The 18,818-nt window shown below is 46.3% G+C and carries 14 protein-coding genes; 11 read left to right on the forward strand and 3 right to left on the reverse strand.

What is annotated here, in order from left to right:
* Positions 1-67: 67 nt before the first annotated feature.
* Complete coding sequence (locus LZZ85_RS27355) at positions 68-1,252, forward strand: L,D-transpeptidase family protein (protein ID WP_237877134.1); 1,185 nt, start codon at positions 68-70, stop codon at positions 1,250-1,252.
* Positions 1,253-1,300: 48 nt separating this feature from the next.
* Here LZZ85_RS27355 and LZZ85_RS27360 read toward each other — a convergent pair whose 3' ends face one another.
* Positions 1,301-2,563: an aspartate kinase gene (locus LZZ85_RS27360; RefSeq protein ID WP_237877136.1), complete on the reverse strand. Its 1,263-nt coding sequence runs from the start codon at positions 2,561-2,563 to the stop codon at positions 1,301-1,303.
* 291 nt (positions 2,564-2,854) lie between these two features.
* Between LZZ85_RS27360 and fbp the strand changes: the two genes are divergently transcribed.
* The 6 genes from fbp (at position 2,855) to LZZ85_RS27390 (ending at position 7,214) form a co-directional block, all read left to right on the forward strand.
* Positions 2,855-3,877, forward strand: a complete 1,023-nt coding sequence (fbp, locus tag LZZ85_RS27365) for a class 1 fructose-bisphosphatase (RefSeq protein ID WP_237877138.1) — start codon at positions 2,855-2,857, stop codon at positions 3,875-3,877.
* Positions 3,878-4,118: 241 nt separating this feature from the next.
* The gene (locus LZZ85_RS27370; RefSeq protein ID WP_237877141.1) at positions 4,119-4,568 is read left to right on the forward strand and encodes a CAP domain-containing protein; all 450 of its coding nucleotides are present in this window, start codon (positions 4,119-4,121) and stop codon (positions 4,566-4,568) included.
* A gap of 31 nt (positions 4,569-4,599) precedes the next feature.
* Entirely contained in the window at positions 4,600-5,364 is a 765-nt protein-coding gene (locus tag LZZ85_RS27375) for an ABC transporter ATP-binding protein (RefSeq protein WP_237877144.1), read from the forward strand.
* A gap of 78 nt (positions 5,365-5,442) precedes the next feature.
* Positions 5,443-5,877 (forward strand): FKBP-type peptidyl-prolyl cis-trans isomerase, encoded by a 435-nt coding sequence (locus tag LZZ85_RS27380; RefSeq protein ID WP_237877146.1) that lies wholly within the window; start codon positions 5,443-5,445, stop codon positions 5,875-5,877.
* A 203-nt stretch (positions 5,878-6,080) separates the two neighbouring features.
* Positions 6,081-6,617, forward strand: a complete 537-nt coding sequence (locus tag LZZ85_RS27385; RefSeq protein WP_237877148.1) for a YfiT family bacillithiol transferase — start codon at positions 6,081-6,083, stop codon at positions 6,615-6,617.
* Between the two features lie 51 nt (positions 6,618-6,668).
* A complete protein-coding gene (locus LZZ85_RS27390; protein ID WP_237877150.1) occupies positions 6,669-7,214 on the forward strand; it encodes an NUDIX hydrolase in 546 nt (181 codons plus the stop codon).
* A gap of 152 nt (positions 7,215-7,366) precedes the next feature.
* Here LZZ85_RS27390 and LZZ85_RS27395 read toward each other — a convergent pair whose 3' ends face one another.
* Entirely contained in the window at positions 7,367-8,656 is a 1,290-nt protein-coding gene (locus LZZ85_RS27395) for a bifunctional folylpolyglutamate synthase/dihydrofolate synthase (protein WP_237877152.1), read from the reverse strand.
* Positions 8,653-9,177, reverse strand: coding sequence for an O-acetyl-ADP-ribose deacetylase (locus LZZ85_RS27400; RefSeq protein WP_237877154.1), 525 nt, complete (start codon positions 9,175-9,177; stop codon positions 8,653-8,655). Before LZZ85_RS27400 ends, LZZ85_RS27395 begins: the two co-directional genes overlap by 4 nt.
* A 410-nt stretch (positions 9,178-9,587) precedes the next feature.
* Here LZZ85_RS27400 and LZZ85_RS27405 point away from each other — a divergent pair, with 410 nt between their 5' ends.
* The 4 genes from LZZ85_RS27405 to LZZ85_RS27420 form a co-directional block, all read left to right on the forward strand.
* Complete coding sequence (locus tag LZZ85_RS27405; protein WP_237877156.1) at positions 9,588-11,015, forward strand: coiled-coil domain-containing protein; 1,428 nt, start codon at positions 9,588-9,590, stop codon at positions 11,013-11,015.
* 67 nt (positions 11,016-11,082) lie between these two features.
* Positions 11,083-15,564 (forward strand): DUF5977 domain-containing protein, encoded by a 4,482-nt coding sequence (locus tag LZZ85_RS27410; protein ID WP_237877158.1) that lies wholly within the window; start codon positions 11,083-11,085, stop codon positions 15,562-15,564.
* A gap of 19 nt (positions 15,565-15,583) precedes the next feature.
* On the forward strand, positions 15,584-15,985 hold the full coding sequence (locus LZZ85_RS27415; RefSeq protein WP_237877160.1) for a hypothetical protein: 402 nt from the start codon (positions 15,584-15,586) through the stop codon (positions 15,983-15,985).
* Positions 15,986-16,073: 88 nt separating this feature from the next.
* The coding region (locus tag LZZ85_RS27420; protein ID WP_237877163.1) for a DUF6443 domain-containing protein at positions 16,074-18,818 on the forward strand (2,745 nt) is incomplete at its 3' end.

An 18,818-nucleotide genomic window follows, 5' to 3' on the forward strand; every position in this document is an offset into this window, starting at 1 on the left:
ATCATTAAAGATTAACCAGCACTAAAACTGACTGCCAAACGTTAATCACCCTAAGGATATCCCACACATGAAAAAACTGATCATACCTGTTCTCGTTTCCCTTTTATTTATTCTGCCGGCCGGTGCTCAGACCTCAGTGAGAAATGCAGCGTTAACGAGTACGTCGTTCATTGATTACCAGAAGACTTTCACGCGTCCGGATGAATCTTTCAAACGTAAGGAAGACACGTTGCAAAAACAGTTTGCCGCAAAGAAACTGAAATGGCCTGCCAACTACATCTATATCCGTTCGTTCAAGTATGACAGCAATATGGAAGTATGGGTGAAAGATGAAATGAATGAACCTTTCAAGTTGTTCAAGACTTATAAAGTTTGTGCACTCGCGGGTACGCTTGGTCCCAAAAGGCTCGAAGGCGATTACCAGGTTCCTGAAGGTTTTTATTATATCAATGAATTCAACCCGAAAAGTCAGTATTATCTTTCCCTGGGAATCAACTATCCCAATGTATCTGACCAGATCCTGAGCGACTCTTTAAGACCCGGCAGTGCGATCTATATTCACGGAAGTTGTGTGACTGTTGGTTGTATACCCATCACAGACCAGCAGATCGATGAGCTATACATTCTGGCTGCTCATGCGAAGAACCAGGGCCAGGATTATATCCCCGTTCATATTTTTCCTGTGCGTTTTAACGTACAGCGAAGCGTGAATTACCTGAACAATCTTTCTAAAGACGATCCAACACTTAAACGTTTTGCCAATCGCATGGAAGATGCATTTGATTACTTTGAAAAGTACAAGCAGCTTCCGGTGATCATGATCAATGATAAAGGGGAATACATCGTCAATAACGTTCCCGAGAAGAAAGCACCTGTGGAAGTGAAGCCGGTGAAGAGGGAGCCTATGCAGCATCGCACACGTGTGATCGCAACGGTGGCAGAATCTGTTCACCAGTGGCCGCAATTCCAGGGTGGTGCGGATGGATATACGAAATACCTGGACAAACTGGGTAAAGACATGGCATCAAAACTTCCCGAAGGCGTGAAGAAGTCTTATGTGCAGGTGGAATTCATCGTTGATAAAGATGGCGTTCCTACAAACTTTAAAGTGTTGAAAGGTCCCAAAGATGAAGATTTTGCTGACCTGCTGATCATTGAAATGGAAAAAATGCCGGAGTGGAAACCAGCATTGCTGAATGACAAGCCGGTGGCAAAAAAGATGGTACAGACCATTACTATTGAAGCTGATTAAAAAAGGTCCCTCTGACAATCAGAGGGACCTTTTTTATTAAAAGTATGATCATCCAAGTAACACCTGCACCGTATCAGGCGTCTGTTGTTTTAATAAAACGGTTCTTCCCGCGATCAGCTTCTCCAAATGATCTCCGGTATAATGCCTGATCGTTAACAGGGAAAGCTCCTTCATCACTTTTGTATCAAAGATCGATGCAGCTTCAAGAGCGAGCCGCTCTGTTTTTTCGCCCTGATCATCTACGACACAAACAAAACTGATCGCTCCGTTCTGTGTGAGATTCGGTTTGATCTTGATCTTTTCAAACAAATGATAGAGCAGGCCTACGTGATGTTCTCCCACAAAGGAAAAATCTTTCGAGTTCAGTTGCAGCATCACCTGTTTCTCTTTAAGTACGATCACCGGAGGCAATTGTTTTACCGGTTGATTGTGTATGATCGTTCCCGCGAGTAAAGGATCCAGGAAGCACTTTACATAAAGCGGAATGCTCTTGTTCTGTAAAGGTTTGATCGTTTTAGGGTGAATGACCTGTGCGCCATAGTAGGCCATTTCAATCACTTCGTTATAGTTCAGTTCAGGCAGTGGTACAGCATCCGGGAAACGGCGGGGATCAGCATTCATCACGCTCTCCACGTCTTTCCAGATGGTAAGGCTTTCCGCGTCCAGGATATTGGCAAATACCGCTGCGGTGTAATCACTTCCTTCGCGGCCAAGTGTGGTGCTTTCATTCTCATCGGTGGAGCCGATATATCCCTGCGTGAGCACCATATTGCCTGTTGTGAATACAGGTTTTACTGCATCATCAATCTGTGCCGAAGTGTATTCCCAGTCGATAGTAGCGTCGCGGAAATTATCATCTGTACGGAAGATATCCCGCACGTCAAGCCATTTGTTGGGAACGCCGGTCTCGTTGAGGTAATGACTTACAATGGAAGTGGAGAGAAGTTCTCCGACGCATACAACCTGGTCGTAGTAATAATCAAATTCCCGCACGGGTTTATCATGGAGCATCCATTCTACTTCCGTAAAGAAATCGCGCAATTGTTGCTCACAGGCAAGGTAATGTGTGACGAGGAGGTATTTGGCAGTAGTCAGGTGTTGTTGCTTTACCTGTTCAAACAGGGCAAGAGCATCATCTTTGCGGTTGGCATAGAATGCTTCTACTACAGATTCCAGCGCATTGGTCGTTTTACCCATGGCGGAGATCACCACCAGGAGTTTTTCTCCCTGGTATTGCTTCAAAATATTTCCTGTATTCTTAACCCGGTCAACACTATTGACCGATGCGCCGCCAAACTTAAAAACCTTCATGTATGAATTGATTATGACCGTAACGAACAGAGGGTGCAAATGTCGTGAAATTCGGTTAGTTTTTTACTGGTTTGGCGCAGGAGTATCGCAGAGGGCGCACAGTAATCGCAAAAAACGCTAAGATTTCTTTGCGTCCTTTGCGGCTCCCTTTGCGCCCTCTGCGATACTCCTACGACAGTCAAAGCTCATTATCACGCCCAAGCCGGCCTACCGCAGTTAATGTACGACTCACACAACCGTTATAAGTTTCGGACTTTCCGCCTTACATTTGTTAGCTTTTAACTGACTGCTATGAATTTCAACAGAAAGATCCTTACACTGGATGAATTTACCATCCAGCAATTGCGCCATATTCCGCACGCAACAGGAGAATTGAGTACCCTGCTCCGGGATATCGGTCTCGCCGCTAAACGGGTGAACGTGGAAGTAAACAAGGCCGGCCTGGTAGACATACTAGGTGATGCCGGCAGTGTAAATGTGCAGGGGGAAGACGTGAAAAAGCTCGACCTCTTCGCAAATGACCAGTTCACCGGTGTTCTCCAGCATGGCGTCAGCTGTGCGGGCATCGCCAGTGAGGAACTGGATGAATACGTGGCTTTTGACGATCCCATCAGTAATAATTCAAAGTATGTATGCCTTTTTGACCCGCTTGACGGCAGTGGTAATATTGACGTGAATGTCTCCATCGGGACTATTTTCGGCGTGTACAGGCGTGTTAGCCCAAAAGGGCAAAAGGCCAGCAAAGAAGATTTTCTTCAAAAAGGAACCCAGCAGGTTGCTGCGGGTTATATCGTATACGGTTCTTCGACCATGCTGGTGTACGCTACCCGTCGTGGTGTGAATGGCTTTACGCTTGATCCTTCGATCGGGGAGTTTACGCTCAGTCATCCCGATATCAAATGCCCGCCAAGCGGAAAGATCTATTCCGTAAATCACGGTAATTTCTTCCAGTATCGTGAAGGAGTAAAGAAATATATTGATGTATGTCAGAAGAAAGACAAGACGACCGGCGGTCCGTATACCCAACGTTATATCGGCAGCATGGTGGCAGATGTGCATCGTAACCTGATCAAGGGCGGCATCTTCATGTATCCTGGCACTATTGATAAACCCAAAGGCAAGCTGCGCCTCATGTATGAGTGCAACCCGTTTGCATTTATCACCGAAGTGGCCGGCGGTAAGGCTACCGACGGCGAAAGACGGATCCTTGACATCCAGCCAACCGAACTGCACCAGCGCACACCAATGTTCATCGGCAGCAGTGACATGATGGCGGAACTCGAAGCGGAGCTGGGGAGGGAGGGGAAAGTTTAAAAGGTTTAAAAGTTTAATAGTTTAATAGTTTAATAGTTTAATAGTTTAAAAGTTTAAAAGTTTAAAAGTTTAATAGTTTAATAGTTTAAAAGTTTAATAGTTTAAGGGTTGCTCTCTTAACTTTTAAACCCTTAAACTATTAAACTTTTAAACTTTCTCCCGCCTCTTCAGATTTAACAATCCCTCTATTTGTTTTTTCCCCGATTGGTACTAATCTTGTCATGTACCCATCATGATCTCAATGAAATATATTACCCGGACGATTCCTGTCGTTTCTTTCTGTTTTGCACTTTGTTTTTCCATCGTTTTGAATGCGCAGAGTATGCGCGACGATGTGCTGAAGTATACCAATGATCTGCGTAGATCCCAGGGCCTGCCGGCGCTTGAAATGCGTGAAGATCTGAATGAGCTGGCGCTTAAACACAGTACGGGTATGGCTAAAGGCAAGACCAGCTTTGGGCATGATGGATTTGAGCAGCGCCGCCTGGCGGCCAGCAAAACATTCCCGAAACTGAGCGGTTTTGCGGAGAATGTGGCATATGGAGCCAGCACGGGAAAGGATGTCGTGAATATGTGGAAGAAATCGCCCGGCCACCGGAAGAACATGCTGGGCAATTATCGCTATATCGGGATAGGTATCGCAGCTGATTCAGACGGCACGCTTTATTATACTCAGGTGTTCGTTAACTGATTTCCCGGGTTTTGCAGTAAATTGCTGCCTGATGGAAAAGAATACAATTATCTCCGTTAAGGATCTCACCAAGCAATACGGCAATTTTCAGGCAGTAAAAGGCATTTCCTTTGATGTTTATGAAGGCGAAATTTTTGGACTGCTTGGTCCGAATGGCGCCGGCAAGTCTACCACGCTTGAGATCATCGAAACCCTGCGGGAAAAGACCAGCGGGGAAGTGATCGTCGATGGCCTTAACCTTGACAAGCAGCCGGCCGAGATCAAGAAGATCATCGGTGTTCAACTGCAAAGTAGCGGGTACTACCCCGGGCTGAATCTCCTCCAGCTGATCGAATTGTTCTGCGGGCTTTATAACCGCAACGTCGGAGCCATGGAGCTACTGGAAATGGTGAACCTGAAAGACAAGGCAAAGGCGAAATTCAAAGATCTCAGCGGCGGACAAAAGCAGCGCTTTTCTGTCGCAACCACGCTGATCAATGAACCGCGTATCATCTTCCTGGATGAACCCACGACCGGGCTGGACCCGCAGGCGAGACGAAGTCTCTGGGAACTCATCCGCACGATCCGGGAAAGAGGCACTACCGTGATCATCACCACCCACTATATGGATGAAGCTGAATACCTGTGCGACAGGATCGCGATCATCGATGCTGGCAAGATCATTGCGCTCGCATCACCTGATAAAATGATCGATGATCTTGTTGCTTCCGGCTTTGAACGCCCCAAAGAAGTAAAAAAAGCAAATCTCGAAGACGTGTTCATCAACCTGACAGGTCATTCATTAAGAGAAAACTAAGAAACGGGTAGAATTTCTGCTACATTATTTTGTGGCAGATATTTTATTTTTGCAGTCTGTATAGAAAAAGAAATTTTCATGAGTATTCAAAACAAATTAAAAGAGTTTATGAGCGGTAAAATAGAAGCGCAGAAAAGCGCGGGAGAAGCATTTCTCAACATCAACAAAACCAAAGAAGGCGTTGTGGAACTACCGGAAGGGATCCAGTATGAGATCCTGAAAGACGGAACAGGCAAACAGCCTTCTATTAAAGATAATATCAAAGCGCATTATAAAGGTGCATTGCTTGATGGAAAAGAATTCGACAGTTCCTTCAAACGTAACCAACCGTTCTCAGCGCCGCTGACAGCTTTGATCAAAGGATGGCAGATCGCTATTCCGCTGATGAAAGAAGGCAGCCACTGGCGCTTGTGGATCCCATCACATCTTGCTTACGGCGACCGTGGCGCGGGAAGTGATATCCCTGGAGGAGCAACGCTGATGTTTGAAGTGGAGCTGATTGAGATACTCTAAGAGAGGGTACAGAAGTGTAAGTTTAAAAGTTTAATAGTTTAAAAGTTTAATAGTTTAAATGTTTAAAAGTTAGCAGAGCCGTTTTGATCTGTGTTTATAACTTTTAAACATTTAAACTATTAAACTTTTAAACCGAACCATCAGCAACAGGTACTGATATATTTTGATTTTGCCAACAAAACCATTCACTAAACCCCCGTAACATGCCTACTTTGGTTGATCCCCGTTATCCCATCGGAGAATATGAAGCCCAGCCTTTCTCGATCGAGAGAAAAGTGGAATGGCTTGCTGATATAAAATTTCTGCCGCTTGCTGTGGAGCACGCGTTGCTTAACCTGGACGAGGAGCAGTTGCATACACCTTACAGGGATGGCGGCTGGACGGTTCACCAGGTGGTGCATCATATCGCGGATAGTCATATCAATGCGTATTGCCGGTTCAAACTGGCATTAACGGAGGAGAATCCGACGATCAAGCCTTACGAAGAAAAGCTGTGGGCGGAGATGAATGATGTGCAGAAACTACCTGTAAATATTTCGGTGACGCTTTTGCATGCCCTGCATGCCCGTTGGTATGAAGCATTGAAATATGTAAGGGACGATGACTGGAATAACCGTACCGTGTTCCATCCAGAACATAAGCGTACGATGCGTTTATGGTTCCTGCTGGGAAATTATGCCTGGCATGGTAAACATCATGTGGCACAGATCACCGCGCTGCGCGAACGGAAAGGATGGTGATCAACAAGCCGCGAAGACTTTATTCAATAACCTATTAATGTATTGATCAGGATGAAATGGAAAGTCCTATCCTCTGAATATCTCTTTCACGACCTTTGGTTCAAAGTCAGGAAAGAACGTTGTGAAACACCAGCAGGAAAAATAATCGATCCGTATTATGTGTATGATTTTCCTAACTGGGTAACAGCTGTGGCACTCACGGAAGACGGGAAGATCATTATGGAACAACAATACCGGCATGCACTGGGGGAGATCTGTATGGAGATCCCGGGAGGTTGCGTGGATGATACAGATGCTAGCTTTGAAGAAGCAGTAAAGCGTGAGCTGCTCGAAGAGACGGGGTATGAATTTTCTTCTTATGAATATCTTGGCCGGATCTCGGCAAATCCTTCTACCAATGCCAATATCATGCATATGTATCTTGCAAAGGGAGGGAAGAAAGTAACAGAGCAGCATCTTGATCCGGGCGAGGATATCAGGGTTTCCCTGCATACAATTGAAGAAGTGAGGGAAATGATCCGGAAGAATGAGATCATACAATCAATGCATGTGACGTGCATTATGTATGCATTCCAAAAGATGGGACTTAGTTTGTAACTGTTTGCATGTTACCATAATCTTTATACTTCATAGTGTAGTAGGAACGCGGCGAGCGCCACGATACGCGGCGGGCGCGGCGAAAACAGCCAGAAATATTGCGTTGCGTCCGCCGCGTATCGTGGCGCTCGCCGCGTTCCTACTACGCCAGTCTACAGGTTTACTTCCGCTACAAGAAATACGCTCCCGCACACCAGTATGAGATCATCCTGTTTAGCTACAGCAAGCGCCTGCTTCAGTGCTGTATTAACGTCTGGATAGCTCTTGCCTTTCAATCCGATAGCTTCCGCCTGTGATCGCAGTTCGTCCGCTTCCAGTGCCCGTGGGATCGATGCCTGCGTAAAATAATACACTGCATGATGAGGAAGCAATGCAAGTACCTTATCAATGGCCTTGTCTTTCACCATACCAAGAACAATATGTAAGGCGTGATGATCGGTCAGCTCTAATTGTGCTACCAGTTGTTTTACCCCGGCTTCATTATGTGCCACATCCATGATCACGCTTGGATGCTGATGGATCTGTTCCCATCGTCCATGCAATCCCGTTGTTTTCTTCACCTGGCGAAAGCCGGTGTGAATAGCTTCTTCAGGAATATTCCATCCTTTAGTTTTCAGTATGCTGCATGCTTCGAGCACGGTGAGAATGTTCTTTGTCTGATACAGTCCCGGAAGATCCAGTCTGTATACCTGCCGGTCGGTTCTGTGCTGTTCTGCTACTTCCACCTGCAGCTCATGATCTTTCCATTTCCAGTCGGTTGCCTGCCAGTTTGAAGAAGCGATGGTCAGTTGTGCTGCTTTTTCAAGCGCCGTTTTTATAAAGACCTCTTTTGTTTCGGGGATCACTTCTCCGATCACGACAGGGGTATTTGTTTTGATAATGCCTGCTTTTTCTCCGGCGATCTTTTCGAGCGAATCGCCAAGCAGGTTCATATGATCCCATCCGATATTAGTGATGATGGAGAGTTCAGGCAGAAGGATATTTGTACTGTCCAAACGTCCGCCCAGGCCGGTCTCAATGATCGCGAAATCAGGTTGCTCATCGGCGAAATAATCAAAGGCCATTGCCACAGAGATCTCAAAGAAGCTGGGATCGATCTCGTCGATCACGGGCTTGATCTTTTCTGTAAAGGATACAACATATTCTTTCGGGATCATCTCACCGTTCACTTTGATCCTTTCCCTGAAATCTCTGAGGTGTGGTGATGTATGCAGTGCTGTTTTATATCCTGCAGCCTGCAGTATTGACGCCAGCATATGGCTAACGGAACCTTTTCCATTTGTGCCGGCAACATGGATCGATCTGAATTTTCGCTGTGGATTGCCAAGAAAATCGCAGAGGCGGATGATATTGTTAAGGTCTGCCTTATATGCCGCCGCGCCTAAGCGGCTGAACATAGGAAGCCGTGTAATAAGATAGTCGATAGTTTGATCGTAATTCATTTTTTCTCGTCGAGTAGATGGCTGTAAAGTTGATAATTCTCATCGTCAAAGCAAACAAAATATACATCAATGTCCGCATTGGTTTCCGCAAGCCAGTCCCTTACCGTTTGCACAGCAATGGCTGCGGCGGAAGGTTTTGGATAATGATAGATCCCGGTGCTGATATTTGGGAATGCGATGCTCTTCACCTTGTTTTCCAGCGCAAGGTTCATGCTATTGCGATAGCAGGCGGTCAGTTTGATGGCTTCGTTTTTCTCGCCCCCATTCCAAACGGGGCCGACAGTATGAATGACATATTTCGCCGGAAGGTTTCCGGCGGTGGTGATGACAGCTTCGCCGGTCTTACAACCGCCTTGCCTGGCAACGATCTTCCTGCAATCGTCGAGAATCGCTGGTCCGCCGGCACGATGTATGGCGCCGTCAACACCGCCGCCACCGAGAAGGGAAGTATTTGCGGCGTTTACAATGGCATCAACTGCTATTTTGGTGATGTCTGCTTTTTGGAGGAATAGTTTGGACATGGGGCAAAGTTAGGAGATAGGGAAGAGGTGGAGAAAGATTGTTGTTCCGGGTCTGTGTCATTTAGGATTGTTATTGTCTGGGATTCGACGCCCGGGATGACGTTGAAGTATTTTTCATTTGCTTAGCCGGAAAATAATAGTTCACCACGACGCCCATGGGTAATTCTTGAACCAGGTTTATCAGGAGAAGCTCTGGTTGCTGGATGCGCATTCATTTATCTCAACGCAATAGTAAAACTGTGATAGAAAATATATCAAAAAAAGGTGTTATCACCCGAATCGTAACAAGTGTATTAACGCATTCGTACTAAGTGCTACCTCTTAATTGTAAAAATACTTGCATTTTTCTCATGCAGTAATCCAAAAAAGTCTTCTCTTTATTTTCGTTACAAGCACCACCAACCACCACCATGCCGAACCGCTGCATCCTCATCTTATTGAGTATACTGCTGTGTGTATACGCCAATGCACAGCACGATACATCCTCGCTGGTCAGCCTGGATTATATTGAGCAGGCTGGTAAAAAGGCCGGGCAGCTGGAAGAGAAACTTGACCGGGCATCTGCTAAACTTCTTTCATCTTTATTTAAACAGGAAGCAAAGCTTCAACGCAAGCTGGCGAAGAAAGACTCCGCCGCGGCAAGCAGGATCTTCGCTGATAAAGATGCCGCCTATCAGCAGTTGCAAAATAAACTCAGCGTTGGATCATTAAAGCCACCCTATATCGCTTCCCTGGATACCTTGAGTTCCTCATTGAAGTTCCTGCAACTGCAGCCGAAATTGCTGAACGCTACAGGTGATGTTTCTCAAAAACTACAACAAAGCCTTTCCAAAGTAAATGGTCTTGAATCGCAATTCGGTAAAGCCGAGGAGATCAAACAATTCCTCAAACAACGTAAACAGTATCTGCGTCAGCAATTAGAAAACACCGGACTTGCGAAAGAGCTGAAAGCTTTCAATAAACAGGCATATTACTACAGTGCGCAGGTGAATGAATACAAGCAGGTACTGAAAGACCATAAAAAGGCGGAAAAGAAAGCGCTGGAATTATTAAGCAAAACATCCGTATTCAAAGAGTTCATGCGGAAGAACAGTATGCTTGCATCCTTATTCCGTTTGCCGGGTGATCCGAATGATCCGCAGGCGGCCGCCAGCCTCGCGGGTTTGCAAACACGCAGCCAGGTGAATAACCTTGTGCAGCAACAGATCAGTGCGGGTGGTCCGAATGCACAGGCGCAGTTCAGTCAGAACATGCAGGAGGCGCAATCACAATTGAACGCACTTAAAGATAAACTGCACAAACTGGGTGGCGGCAGCTCTGACGAGCTGGATATGCCGGAAGGTTTTAAGCCGAATAAGCAAAAGACAAAGACATTTCTGCAACGCATCGAGTATGGCCTGACGATGCAATCGCAGCGATCCAATGGCTTCTTCCCGGTCACCAGTGATCTCGCTTTAACGGTGGGATACAAACTGAATGACAACAGCATTATCGGAGTTGGGGGTGGCTATAAAATCGGTTGGGGGAAAAGCATTAATCATATCCGCATTACACATGAAGGGGTGAGCCTGCGAAGCTTTGTAGATGTACGATTGAAGGGTTCTTTCTGGCTGACGGGTGGATATGAGCAGCATTACCGCGAAGGATTTAAACGCATTGCGGAGTTGAAGGATAGAAGTGGATGGCAGGAGAGTGGGTTGATCGGGTTGAGCAAAGTGGTGGATATGCGTTCGAAGTTGTTGAAGAAAACGAAGGTGCAGTTGCTGTGGGATTTTCTGAGTTATGGAAAGTCTCCAAGGCCGGCTGCGATATTATTTCGGATAGGGTATACATTTTAACAGCAAATCAGCCGGCTATCAAACCAGGATACCGGTATAGTTCAAAATAAGTCAGTCAGTATATTTTATGATCAGACACATTATACGCATCAGTGTGCTTTTGTTGTCCTTTTTTAGTTTCTGGCTACAGGAATCGAATGGGCAAGGTGGCTATCAGACAATACAGATGCCCAATATCCTTCCCCCTTCACCGGAAGCATTTCAGTTGGGGAAGTTCGGCACAGTACCTGTTGGATTGTTCACCGGCACCATGAATTTAAATATCCCATTGGGCGGAGTGAATACCGGCAGGATCAATCACACGCTTGGATTACAGTACAGCTCTAGTGGTGTGCAGGTGAACCTGCCTTCCAGCAGGGTGGGGACGGGCTGGACATTTGTTGGCGGCGGCGTGATCAACCGTACAGTTCTGGGCAGAGACGATAATACTTACACGCGCGCGACTCAGCCTGCCAGCCTGATAACGCCTTCTAATCAACTGCGAAATTTTCTGAATGATGTTGTGACAGGTGATGCTGAACCTGATCGCTATTCTTTCAGTTTTGACGGCTATTCCGGAAGCTTTTATTTTGACAGGTCCGGTCAGATCGTAACCGTTCCATTAATTCCCAATCTGAAGATCAGCCGCGACTATGATATCAGCAGCTACCGTTTTACTGTCACTACGCCTGAGGGGATGAAATACACTTTTGGTGGTGATGGAGCGTCGGAAAGGAGCCGTACGCAGAATGGCGGATCAGGATGCGGTTATACCAGCTATGGATGGACGGAGAATGCCTGGTATCTGACAAAGATCAGGCACCCTTTAGGTGATTCTGTTGTATTCAATTATAACGCGGTTTACTTTAGCTACTATTCCAGTTTCTCTCAAACGATGGAGAAATTGTATCCGTATACACAGGATGCATCTTACAGTTGTATGGTCAGTGGTACATTGACGGCACCATCAGACAATACATCCAGTTGTTACACCCGTATCACCAATGAAGGCAGGGTTTTATCTTCCATTGTTTATCCACAGGGAAGCGTTCGTATCAACTATCAGTCCCGCTATGATCTTCCGGGTGACTCCTGTATTACGTCGGTGGACTTTTTTAAAGCTAACAGCCCTATGCCGTTCAAGCGATTTGAACTGCAGCAGGAATTTACGCTCGCCAATAGTTCTTTTACCAATCCGATCATCTCCGAAGGAGCGCAACGGTTATTCCTGACAGGCGTGAAGGAAAAAGATCCTGTTTCAGGAAAGACAGGACAGGTGCACGTGTTTGAATATGAAGACAAAGAAAACCTGCCTCCCCGGTTAAGTATGTCGCAGGACCATTATGGTTTTTTCAACGGAGCCAGCAATGAATATTTTGTACCAGCCACTTCCGAGTACAGTAGTCTTTTTGCTTTAGCAAACGGAAACAGAGCGCCTAATGCGGCGTATGGAAAAAAAGGGATGCTGAAGAAAATAATCTACCCGACGGGTGGATACAGCAGTATCGTATACGAACCTAATAAAGCATTGTCCGGGCTGGTAACCTATTTGCACGAGGGACAAGCAGCTGTTAACAGACATATAGATATTGGCGGACAACGGGTGCAGAAAGTAGTTTCCTACTCTGCTGATGGAAGCCAGGCAGGGGTCAAAAAATATTTTTATGCTTCGCTGGCGAATTTAGATAACTCCTCAGCGCAGTTGGTATGGAGCCCTCAATACCTGTCAGATAAGATTGTACGAAAAAATTGTTCCGCTGGTGTAGGAGAAGGTGGTCCAACAGGTGACTGTGGTTATAAAGAGTGGACAGTGAAGGTGCTTAGTTCAAACAGCCTGTATGCACTCTATGGTACAGCAAGCGGCAGCGTCGTTTACTCGGATGTGGTGGAATCTGAAGGAGAGAACTTTGAAAATGGCGGCGTTCATCATAAATACTCGGTGACCAGCGATCCATCTCCCCAGGTGATGGTTGGAAACACGATCCCGTCTTCCGCCTATACCAACTTTGGATTATTCAACGGGCAGGAGATCAGTACCCTGCTGTTCAAGAAAAACGGTAGTGCAAACGTAAAAGTGAAAGAAGTATTTACCTCCTATAAAAAATTGTTCGATGCGGCCAGCATAAGTGCAGGTATTTACCGGATTGATACCGGCATCATCGTTAATAGACGTTATGTTCCCGCATGTGAATCAGATCCGATGAGTGAGAATGATCTTGCCGCCTATGATGTCAGCAGGTATTTCACACATTCTTATTTCAGTTACCCGGATACTGTACGAACATACACCTATGACCTGTCCGGCAGTTCGGCAGTGATGGAAATTGCCATCAATAAATACGACAACCTGAGCAATCTTATGCTGACCAGTCAGCAAACGATCAACAGTAAAGGTGAATTGGTGTCAAAGGAATTTAAATATCCATTCGATCTGAAATCATCCGGTAATGTGTATCAAAAAATGGTGGATGCTAATATCGTTACCCCTGTGATCGAGGAAACAGCGAAATTGGGAGCCAATACGCTGTATTCTGTCAAAACAAATTATACGGACTGGTTTGGGAATGCAAAAGTCCTTGTCCCTTCAACGGTGGATTATACGCCGGGTACTTCAACGCCCATCACCCGTCTTCGATATCATCATTATTCTGCTGACGGTGCTGTACTGGAAGTGTCAAAAGAAAACGATGCAAAGAGCGTATACTTATGGGATGTATGGGAAGCAAATCCGGTGGCAGAAGCAAAGAATGCTGTTTTTGCAGATATCGCGTTTACAAGCTTTGAGAACCAGGGTTTGGGCAGTTGGACTGTGAGCGGAGATGGGTATTCAACAACGTTTGCGTTTACCGGCCGTCAGTCATATGCACTCGGCAGTGGATCTATTACAAAAACCGGTTTGACCAATGGTCGTGCTTATATTGTTTCGTACTGGTCGCGAAATGGCTCTTTGTCAGTGAACGGCTCCCCGGGCACAATGGGTGTTACGCGTCTCGGTTGGACCTATTACCAACATGAATTCTCCAATTTAACAACTGTAACTATTACCGGAAATATCACGGTAGATGAATTGCGTCTACAGCCAAAGTCATCTCAGATGGTGACTTATACGTACGAGCCGTTGGTTGGTATAATAGCACAGTCAGACATCAATAATCGCGTCAGTTATTTTGAATATGATGCGCTGAACAGGCTGACACTGATGCGCGATCAGGACGGTAATATCTTAAAGAAAATATGCTATAACTACGCCGGACAGCCGGAGGATTGTGGCATGCTGATCTATAGCAGTGCAGCTGCAAGTGGCTCCTTCACCCGAAATAATTGTGGGGCTGGAGGTACCGGCGGCACTGTTACGTACAACGTGGCTGCCGGGGTATATACTTCCACGATCAGCCAGGCTGATGCCAATCAAAAAGCAACTAATGACGTCAATACGAATGGTCAGTCCTATGCTAACGCCAATGCAACCTGCACCTGGATAAATACCGCGCAAAGCGGCAGTTTTACCCGGAATAACTGCGCTGAAGGAGGCGTCGGTGGGATCGTCACCTATACGATTGCGGCAGGAACTTATTCTTCTACAGTCAGCCAGGCAGATGCTAATCAAGCCGCCGTCAATGCTGTTAACGCTGGAGGACAGGCCTATGCTAACGCTAATGCTACCTGTGGATGGGGCAATGCGGCACAAAGCGGAAGCTTCACCAGGAATATTTGTGTAGGTGGCATTGGCGGAACGGTTACATATACTATTGCAGCTAATACTTATACCTCCACGATCAGCCAGGCAGATGCCAACGCGCAGGCTTCAGCAGCAGTCACCGCAGGCGGACAGGCTTACGCAAATGCGAATGCAACCTGCACCTGGTATAATACTGCGCAAAGTGCCAACTTCACCCGGAATAACTGTTCAGACGGCGGGACCGGCGGCACAGTTACTTACACGATTGCGGCGAACACTTATTCTTCCACCGTCAGCCAGGCCGATGCCAACGGACAGGCTTCGGCCGCAGTAACCGCAGGCGGGCAAGCATATGCCAACAGCAATGCAGGTTGCACCTGGTACAACGCTGCGGTAACGAATAATTTCACGCGCAATAACTGCGGAGCCGGTTACACAGGTAGCAGCCATTTATATACGATCAATGCGAATACTTACAGTTCGAACATCAGCCTTGCAGATGCAAACGCTCAAGCGAATTCTGCGCTGGCGACCCTGGGACAGGCAAACGCAAATTCGGTCGGTACGTGTTCGCCCGTGATCATTTATGCAAAAACCTTTGTCACGGATGTTTACAATGAAGCGGAACAAAGCACCGCAACGATCCTGATCAAATTCTTCAGCGATGCTGCCTGCACGACTCCTTATTCTGTCAGCAATCTGAATGTAAACTTCAAACGTGTCCGGCTGAATTGTGGCGGCTCCGGTTCTCCGCAAACAACCAACTTCTCAGCGACCTGCAATGGTACGCAAACATCTATGGGGACTTATACTACTTACCTGAATGATGGGATCCGTTGCTGGGAATATACTTTTTCAACAACACCAGGAACTGGTTATACAAATCTTTGAGTTAACATCAATACAAAAAATGAAAAAGAACTTTCACTATACACTATCATCGTTGGCATTGCTCTTTATGAGTGTGACGTTGCTCGCGCAGCAGGACGATACACAGTCATTACGCCATACGGTAGATTCCCTGCAACGGGTCTGGATGAAAGCGAATCTGAACGTTACGGAGTTGGCCATCGACCAGGTATTCTCTTTCCGGAACAATTTGCTCAATGAGATAAACGGCATACGGAAAAACGCGTCCCTTAACCAGGAGCAGCAGGATTCCGCTGCACTTGCCGCGCGGCAAGCAGCTGAAGCTGCTATTAAAACAGCCTTGGGGCCGTTAGCTTATGAATTATATACTGACAGGATCCGGCAGCGGTTGCGGCAGACAGGGCAGCCGGGCGCACAACCGTTGACAGGTGTTGGTAACTGAGATGGTATGATTGAGCTTACTGATATTAGTAAAGCGACTGATAGTAGTGGCCGTGTATTTTAAATTGATTTTATTAACCGACTGATATATGAATTCTCGTTCTGTTTGTTTTAAGTTAGGAATAGCCTGGCTGTCAGTGTGCTTAGCAGGCAATGACGTCTCTGCTCAGACGCCGTATCTGCCTGCCGCATACAATAGCGGCATACCGGTCAGCTATGTGCGGACATGGGATGCGATGAAGCCGGATACCAATGCCGCTGCGATTACGACCGCGATGGCGGCGAGAGATTTCCGTATGACGACGCAGTATGTGGATGGGCTGGGCAGGCCGATACAAAATGTGGTTAAGCATGGTTCTATGCACACCGGCTATCCAATGACGGATATGGTTGAGGGATTTACGTATGATGAATTCGGCAGAGAAAAATTCAGGTTTTTGCCATTTCAATCCTCCGGAGGGAACCCCGGCCAGTCTGATGGACTATTTAAGACTAACCCATGGCAGCAACAAGTCTATTCTCTTGGAAACATCTATGTATTATCTCCGCTGAAAGGGCAAGATGAAACATTCCTTTATAGTCAAACAAATTTTGAACCATCGCCGTTGAACCGGGTAACAGAAACGTTTTCTCCGGGGAGCAGTTGGGCCGGCACAGCTTCGCAAGCTACAGAAGCTGCGAGACGATCCGTGAAAATAAGGTACCTGACGAATACTGCGTTTGACTCGGTCAGGATATGGAATGTTACTAATGGCGGTTCTGTTGGTGCATGGGGAACTTATTCTACCACTGCGATGTACCCCGCCGGGCAATTGACAAAAATCATCACCATCGACGAACACGGCAAACAGCTTATCGAATTCACCGACAAACAGGGTAAAGTCATTCTAAAAAAAGTACAACTGACTGCGTCTGCGGATGATGGTAATGGGAAAGGCCATTCCGGTTGGATCTGCACATATTACCTGTATGATGACCTTGGTAATCTCCGTTGTGTAATTCAGCCGAAAGGTGTTGCGGTGATTGCCTCCAATTGGTTGCTGACCAGCACGGAGATCCTGGCAGAGCAGTGCTTCCGCTATGAATATGATGAACGTAACCGGATGATCGTTAAAAAGGTGCCGGGTGCGGGAGAGACATATATGGTGTATGATTTTCGTGACAGGCTGATCATGACGCAGGATGCAGTTATGCGGGCAACGACTCCGGCAAGATGGAATGTGACGAAGTATGATGACCTGAACCGTGTTATTGAAACAGGTTTATTATCCAGTGCCGGTAGCTTCTCCTCCTTTCGTGACAGTGCGGCCACCTCTCTTGCCATTCCCAATACCAGTTCAAATTATTTCGATTTGACTACTTCCCATTATGATGATTATGCTGGCCTTCCCGCAGGGTTGAACGGTAACTTTATTGATACTTTATCGAGTCAGTTTCATGCATCTTCCGCTTCGCCTTTATACGCTCAGCCATTGGTCGCGTCTGCTCAGGTACGGGGCCTGCCAACCTGGACAAGCGTCAAAGTAATTAATAGTTTGGTTATACTTTACTCGATCAATATTTATGACGAGAAAGGAAGAGTGATCCAGGTGAAATCAAGGAACCGGACAGGAGGGAATGATTTCATCACTACACAGTACAACTGGAGCGGGCAACCATTGATCACCCTGCAAAGAATACAAAAAGCAGGAAACAAAGCGGTGACAGTGGTAATCATGACGAAGTATGTATATGATGACCTTGCGCGGCTTGTTCGATTGGAAAAGAGGATTGGCCACAGTCAGATCAATAGCGGAGCTCTTCAATCCAGCTATACTCACGTACTGACGCAGAACTATGATGCAATGGGGCAGTTGAAAACAAAAAAACTTGCCCCTGCATTTAATGGAAACCAGGGGCTGGAAACACTGAACTATGATTATAATGTAAGGGGATGGATGCTTGGTGTCAACCGCGCCTATGTAAAGGATTCAACAAGCGTAGCTAATCATTTCGGTTTCGATCTCGGGTACGACAAAACGGCATTATCGATAAATGGAGTGAACACCTCGTATGCATCCGGTCTGTTCAATGGCAATATTGGCGGAATGCTCTGGAAAAGCACGGGTGATGATCAGCTACGCAAATATGACTTTGGGTATGATGCAGCCAACAGGTTGACCGGTGCAGATTTTAATGAATTCCGGCAACAGCAGTTCGGTAAGTCAGGAGGAATAGATTTCAGTGTCAGTGGTCTGAGTTACGACGTGAATGGAAATATTCTTTCCATGAATCAAAAAGGTTTGAAAGGAAGCAGCAGCTTTACCATTGACAGTCTCCTTTATACGTATATCGGGCAATCAAACAAACTTCGAAGCGTTATTGACCGGGTCAACGATACAGCCACAAAGCTCGGTGATTTCCGGTCGGATAAATTGTATATGGATCAGCTCGGCAGTAATAAGACCACCGGTGCCACGGACTATACATATAATGTAAACGGCAGTTTGACCAGGGATCTGAATAAATCCATTAATCAAACGAGCGGCGGCGATGGGATACAGTACAATGCGATCAATATGGTCAGCAGAGTACATTCCAAAAAAGACAATAGTACGTCACGCGGATATATTGATTATGAGTATGCCGCTGATGGAACGAAGCTGCAGAAAATCGTTACGGAGTTTGGAGTTGATACGGTCAGTACATTGTATCTGGGTAATGCGGTGTTCACGGATGATTCGTTGTCATTCATAGGCATGGAAGAAGGCCGGATCAGACGGGTTGGTTCAACGTTTGTCTATGATTATTTCATCAAAGATCATTTGGGGAATGTGCGAATGATACTTACAGAT

It is taken from the genome of Terrimonas ginsenosidimutans (genome assembly GCF_022012415.1).
GTDB lineage: Bacteria > Bacteroidota > Bacteroidia > Chitinophagales > Chitinophagaceae > Terrimonas_A > Terrimonas_A ginsenosidimutans.

What these genes read in the sequence shown, in the direction of transcription:
- LZZ85_RS27355 (WP_237877134.1), top strand. Translation starts at nt 68, where the DNA reads ATGAAAAAACTGATCATACCTGTTCTCGTTTCCCTTTTATTTATTCTG.
- LZZ85_RS27360 (WP_237877136.1), bottom strand. Translation starts at nt 2,563, where the DNA reads ATGAAGGTTTTTAAGTTTGGCGGCGCATCGGTCAATAGTGTTGACCGG.
- fbp (WP_237877138.1), top strand. Translation starts at nt 2,855, where the DNA reads ATGAATTTCAACAGAAAGATCCTTACACTGGATGAATTTACCATCCAG.
- LZZ85_RS27370 (WP_237877141.1), top strand. Translation starts at nt 4,119, where the DNA reads ATGAAATATATTACCCGGACGATTCCTGTCGTTTCTTTCTGTTTTGCA.
- LZZ85_RS27375 (WP_237877144.1), top strand. Translation starts at nt 4,600, where the DNA reads ATGGAAAAGAATACAATTATCTCCGTTAAGGATCTCACCAAGCAATAC.
- LZZ85_RS27380 (WP_237877146.1), top strand. Translation starts at nt 5,443, where the DNA reads ATGAGTATTCAAAACAAATTAAAAGAGTTTATGAGCGGTAAAATAGAA.
- LZZ85_RS27385 (WP_237877148.1), top strand. Translation starts at nt 6,081, where the DNA reads ATGCCTACTTTGGTTGATCCCCGTTATCCCATCGGAGAATATGAAGCC.
- LZZ85_RS27390 (WP_237877150.1), top strand. Translation starts at nt 6,669, where the DNA reads ATGAAATGGAAAGTCCTATCCTCTGAATATCTCTTTCACGACCTTTGG.
- LZZ85_RS27395 (WP_237877152.1), bottom strand. Translation starts at nt 8,656, where the DNA reads ATGAATTACGATCAAACTATCGACTATCTTATTACACGGCTTCCTATG.
- LZZ85_RS27400 (WP_237877154.1), bottom strand. Translation starts at nt 9,177, where the DNA reads ATGTCCAAACTATTCCTCCAAAAAGCAGACATCACCAAAATAGCAGTT.
- LZZ85_RS27405 (WP_237877156.1), top strand. Translation starts at nt 9,588, where the DNA reads ATGCCGAACCGCTGCATCCTCATCTTATTGAGTATACTGCTGTGTGTA.
- LZZ85_RS27410 (WP_237877158.1), top strand. Translation starts at nt 11,083, where the DNA reads ATGATCAGACACATTATACGCATCAGTGTGCTTTTGTTGTCCTTTTTT.
- LZZ85_RS27415 (WP_237877160.1), top strand. Translation starts at nt 15,584, where the DNA reads ATGAAAAAGAACTTTCACTATACACTATCATCGTTGGCATTGCTCTTT.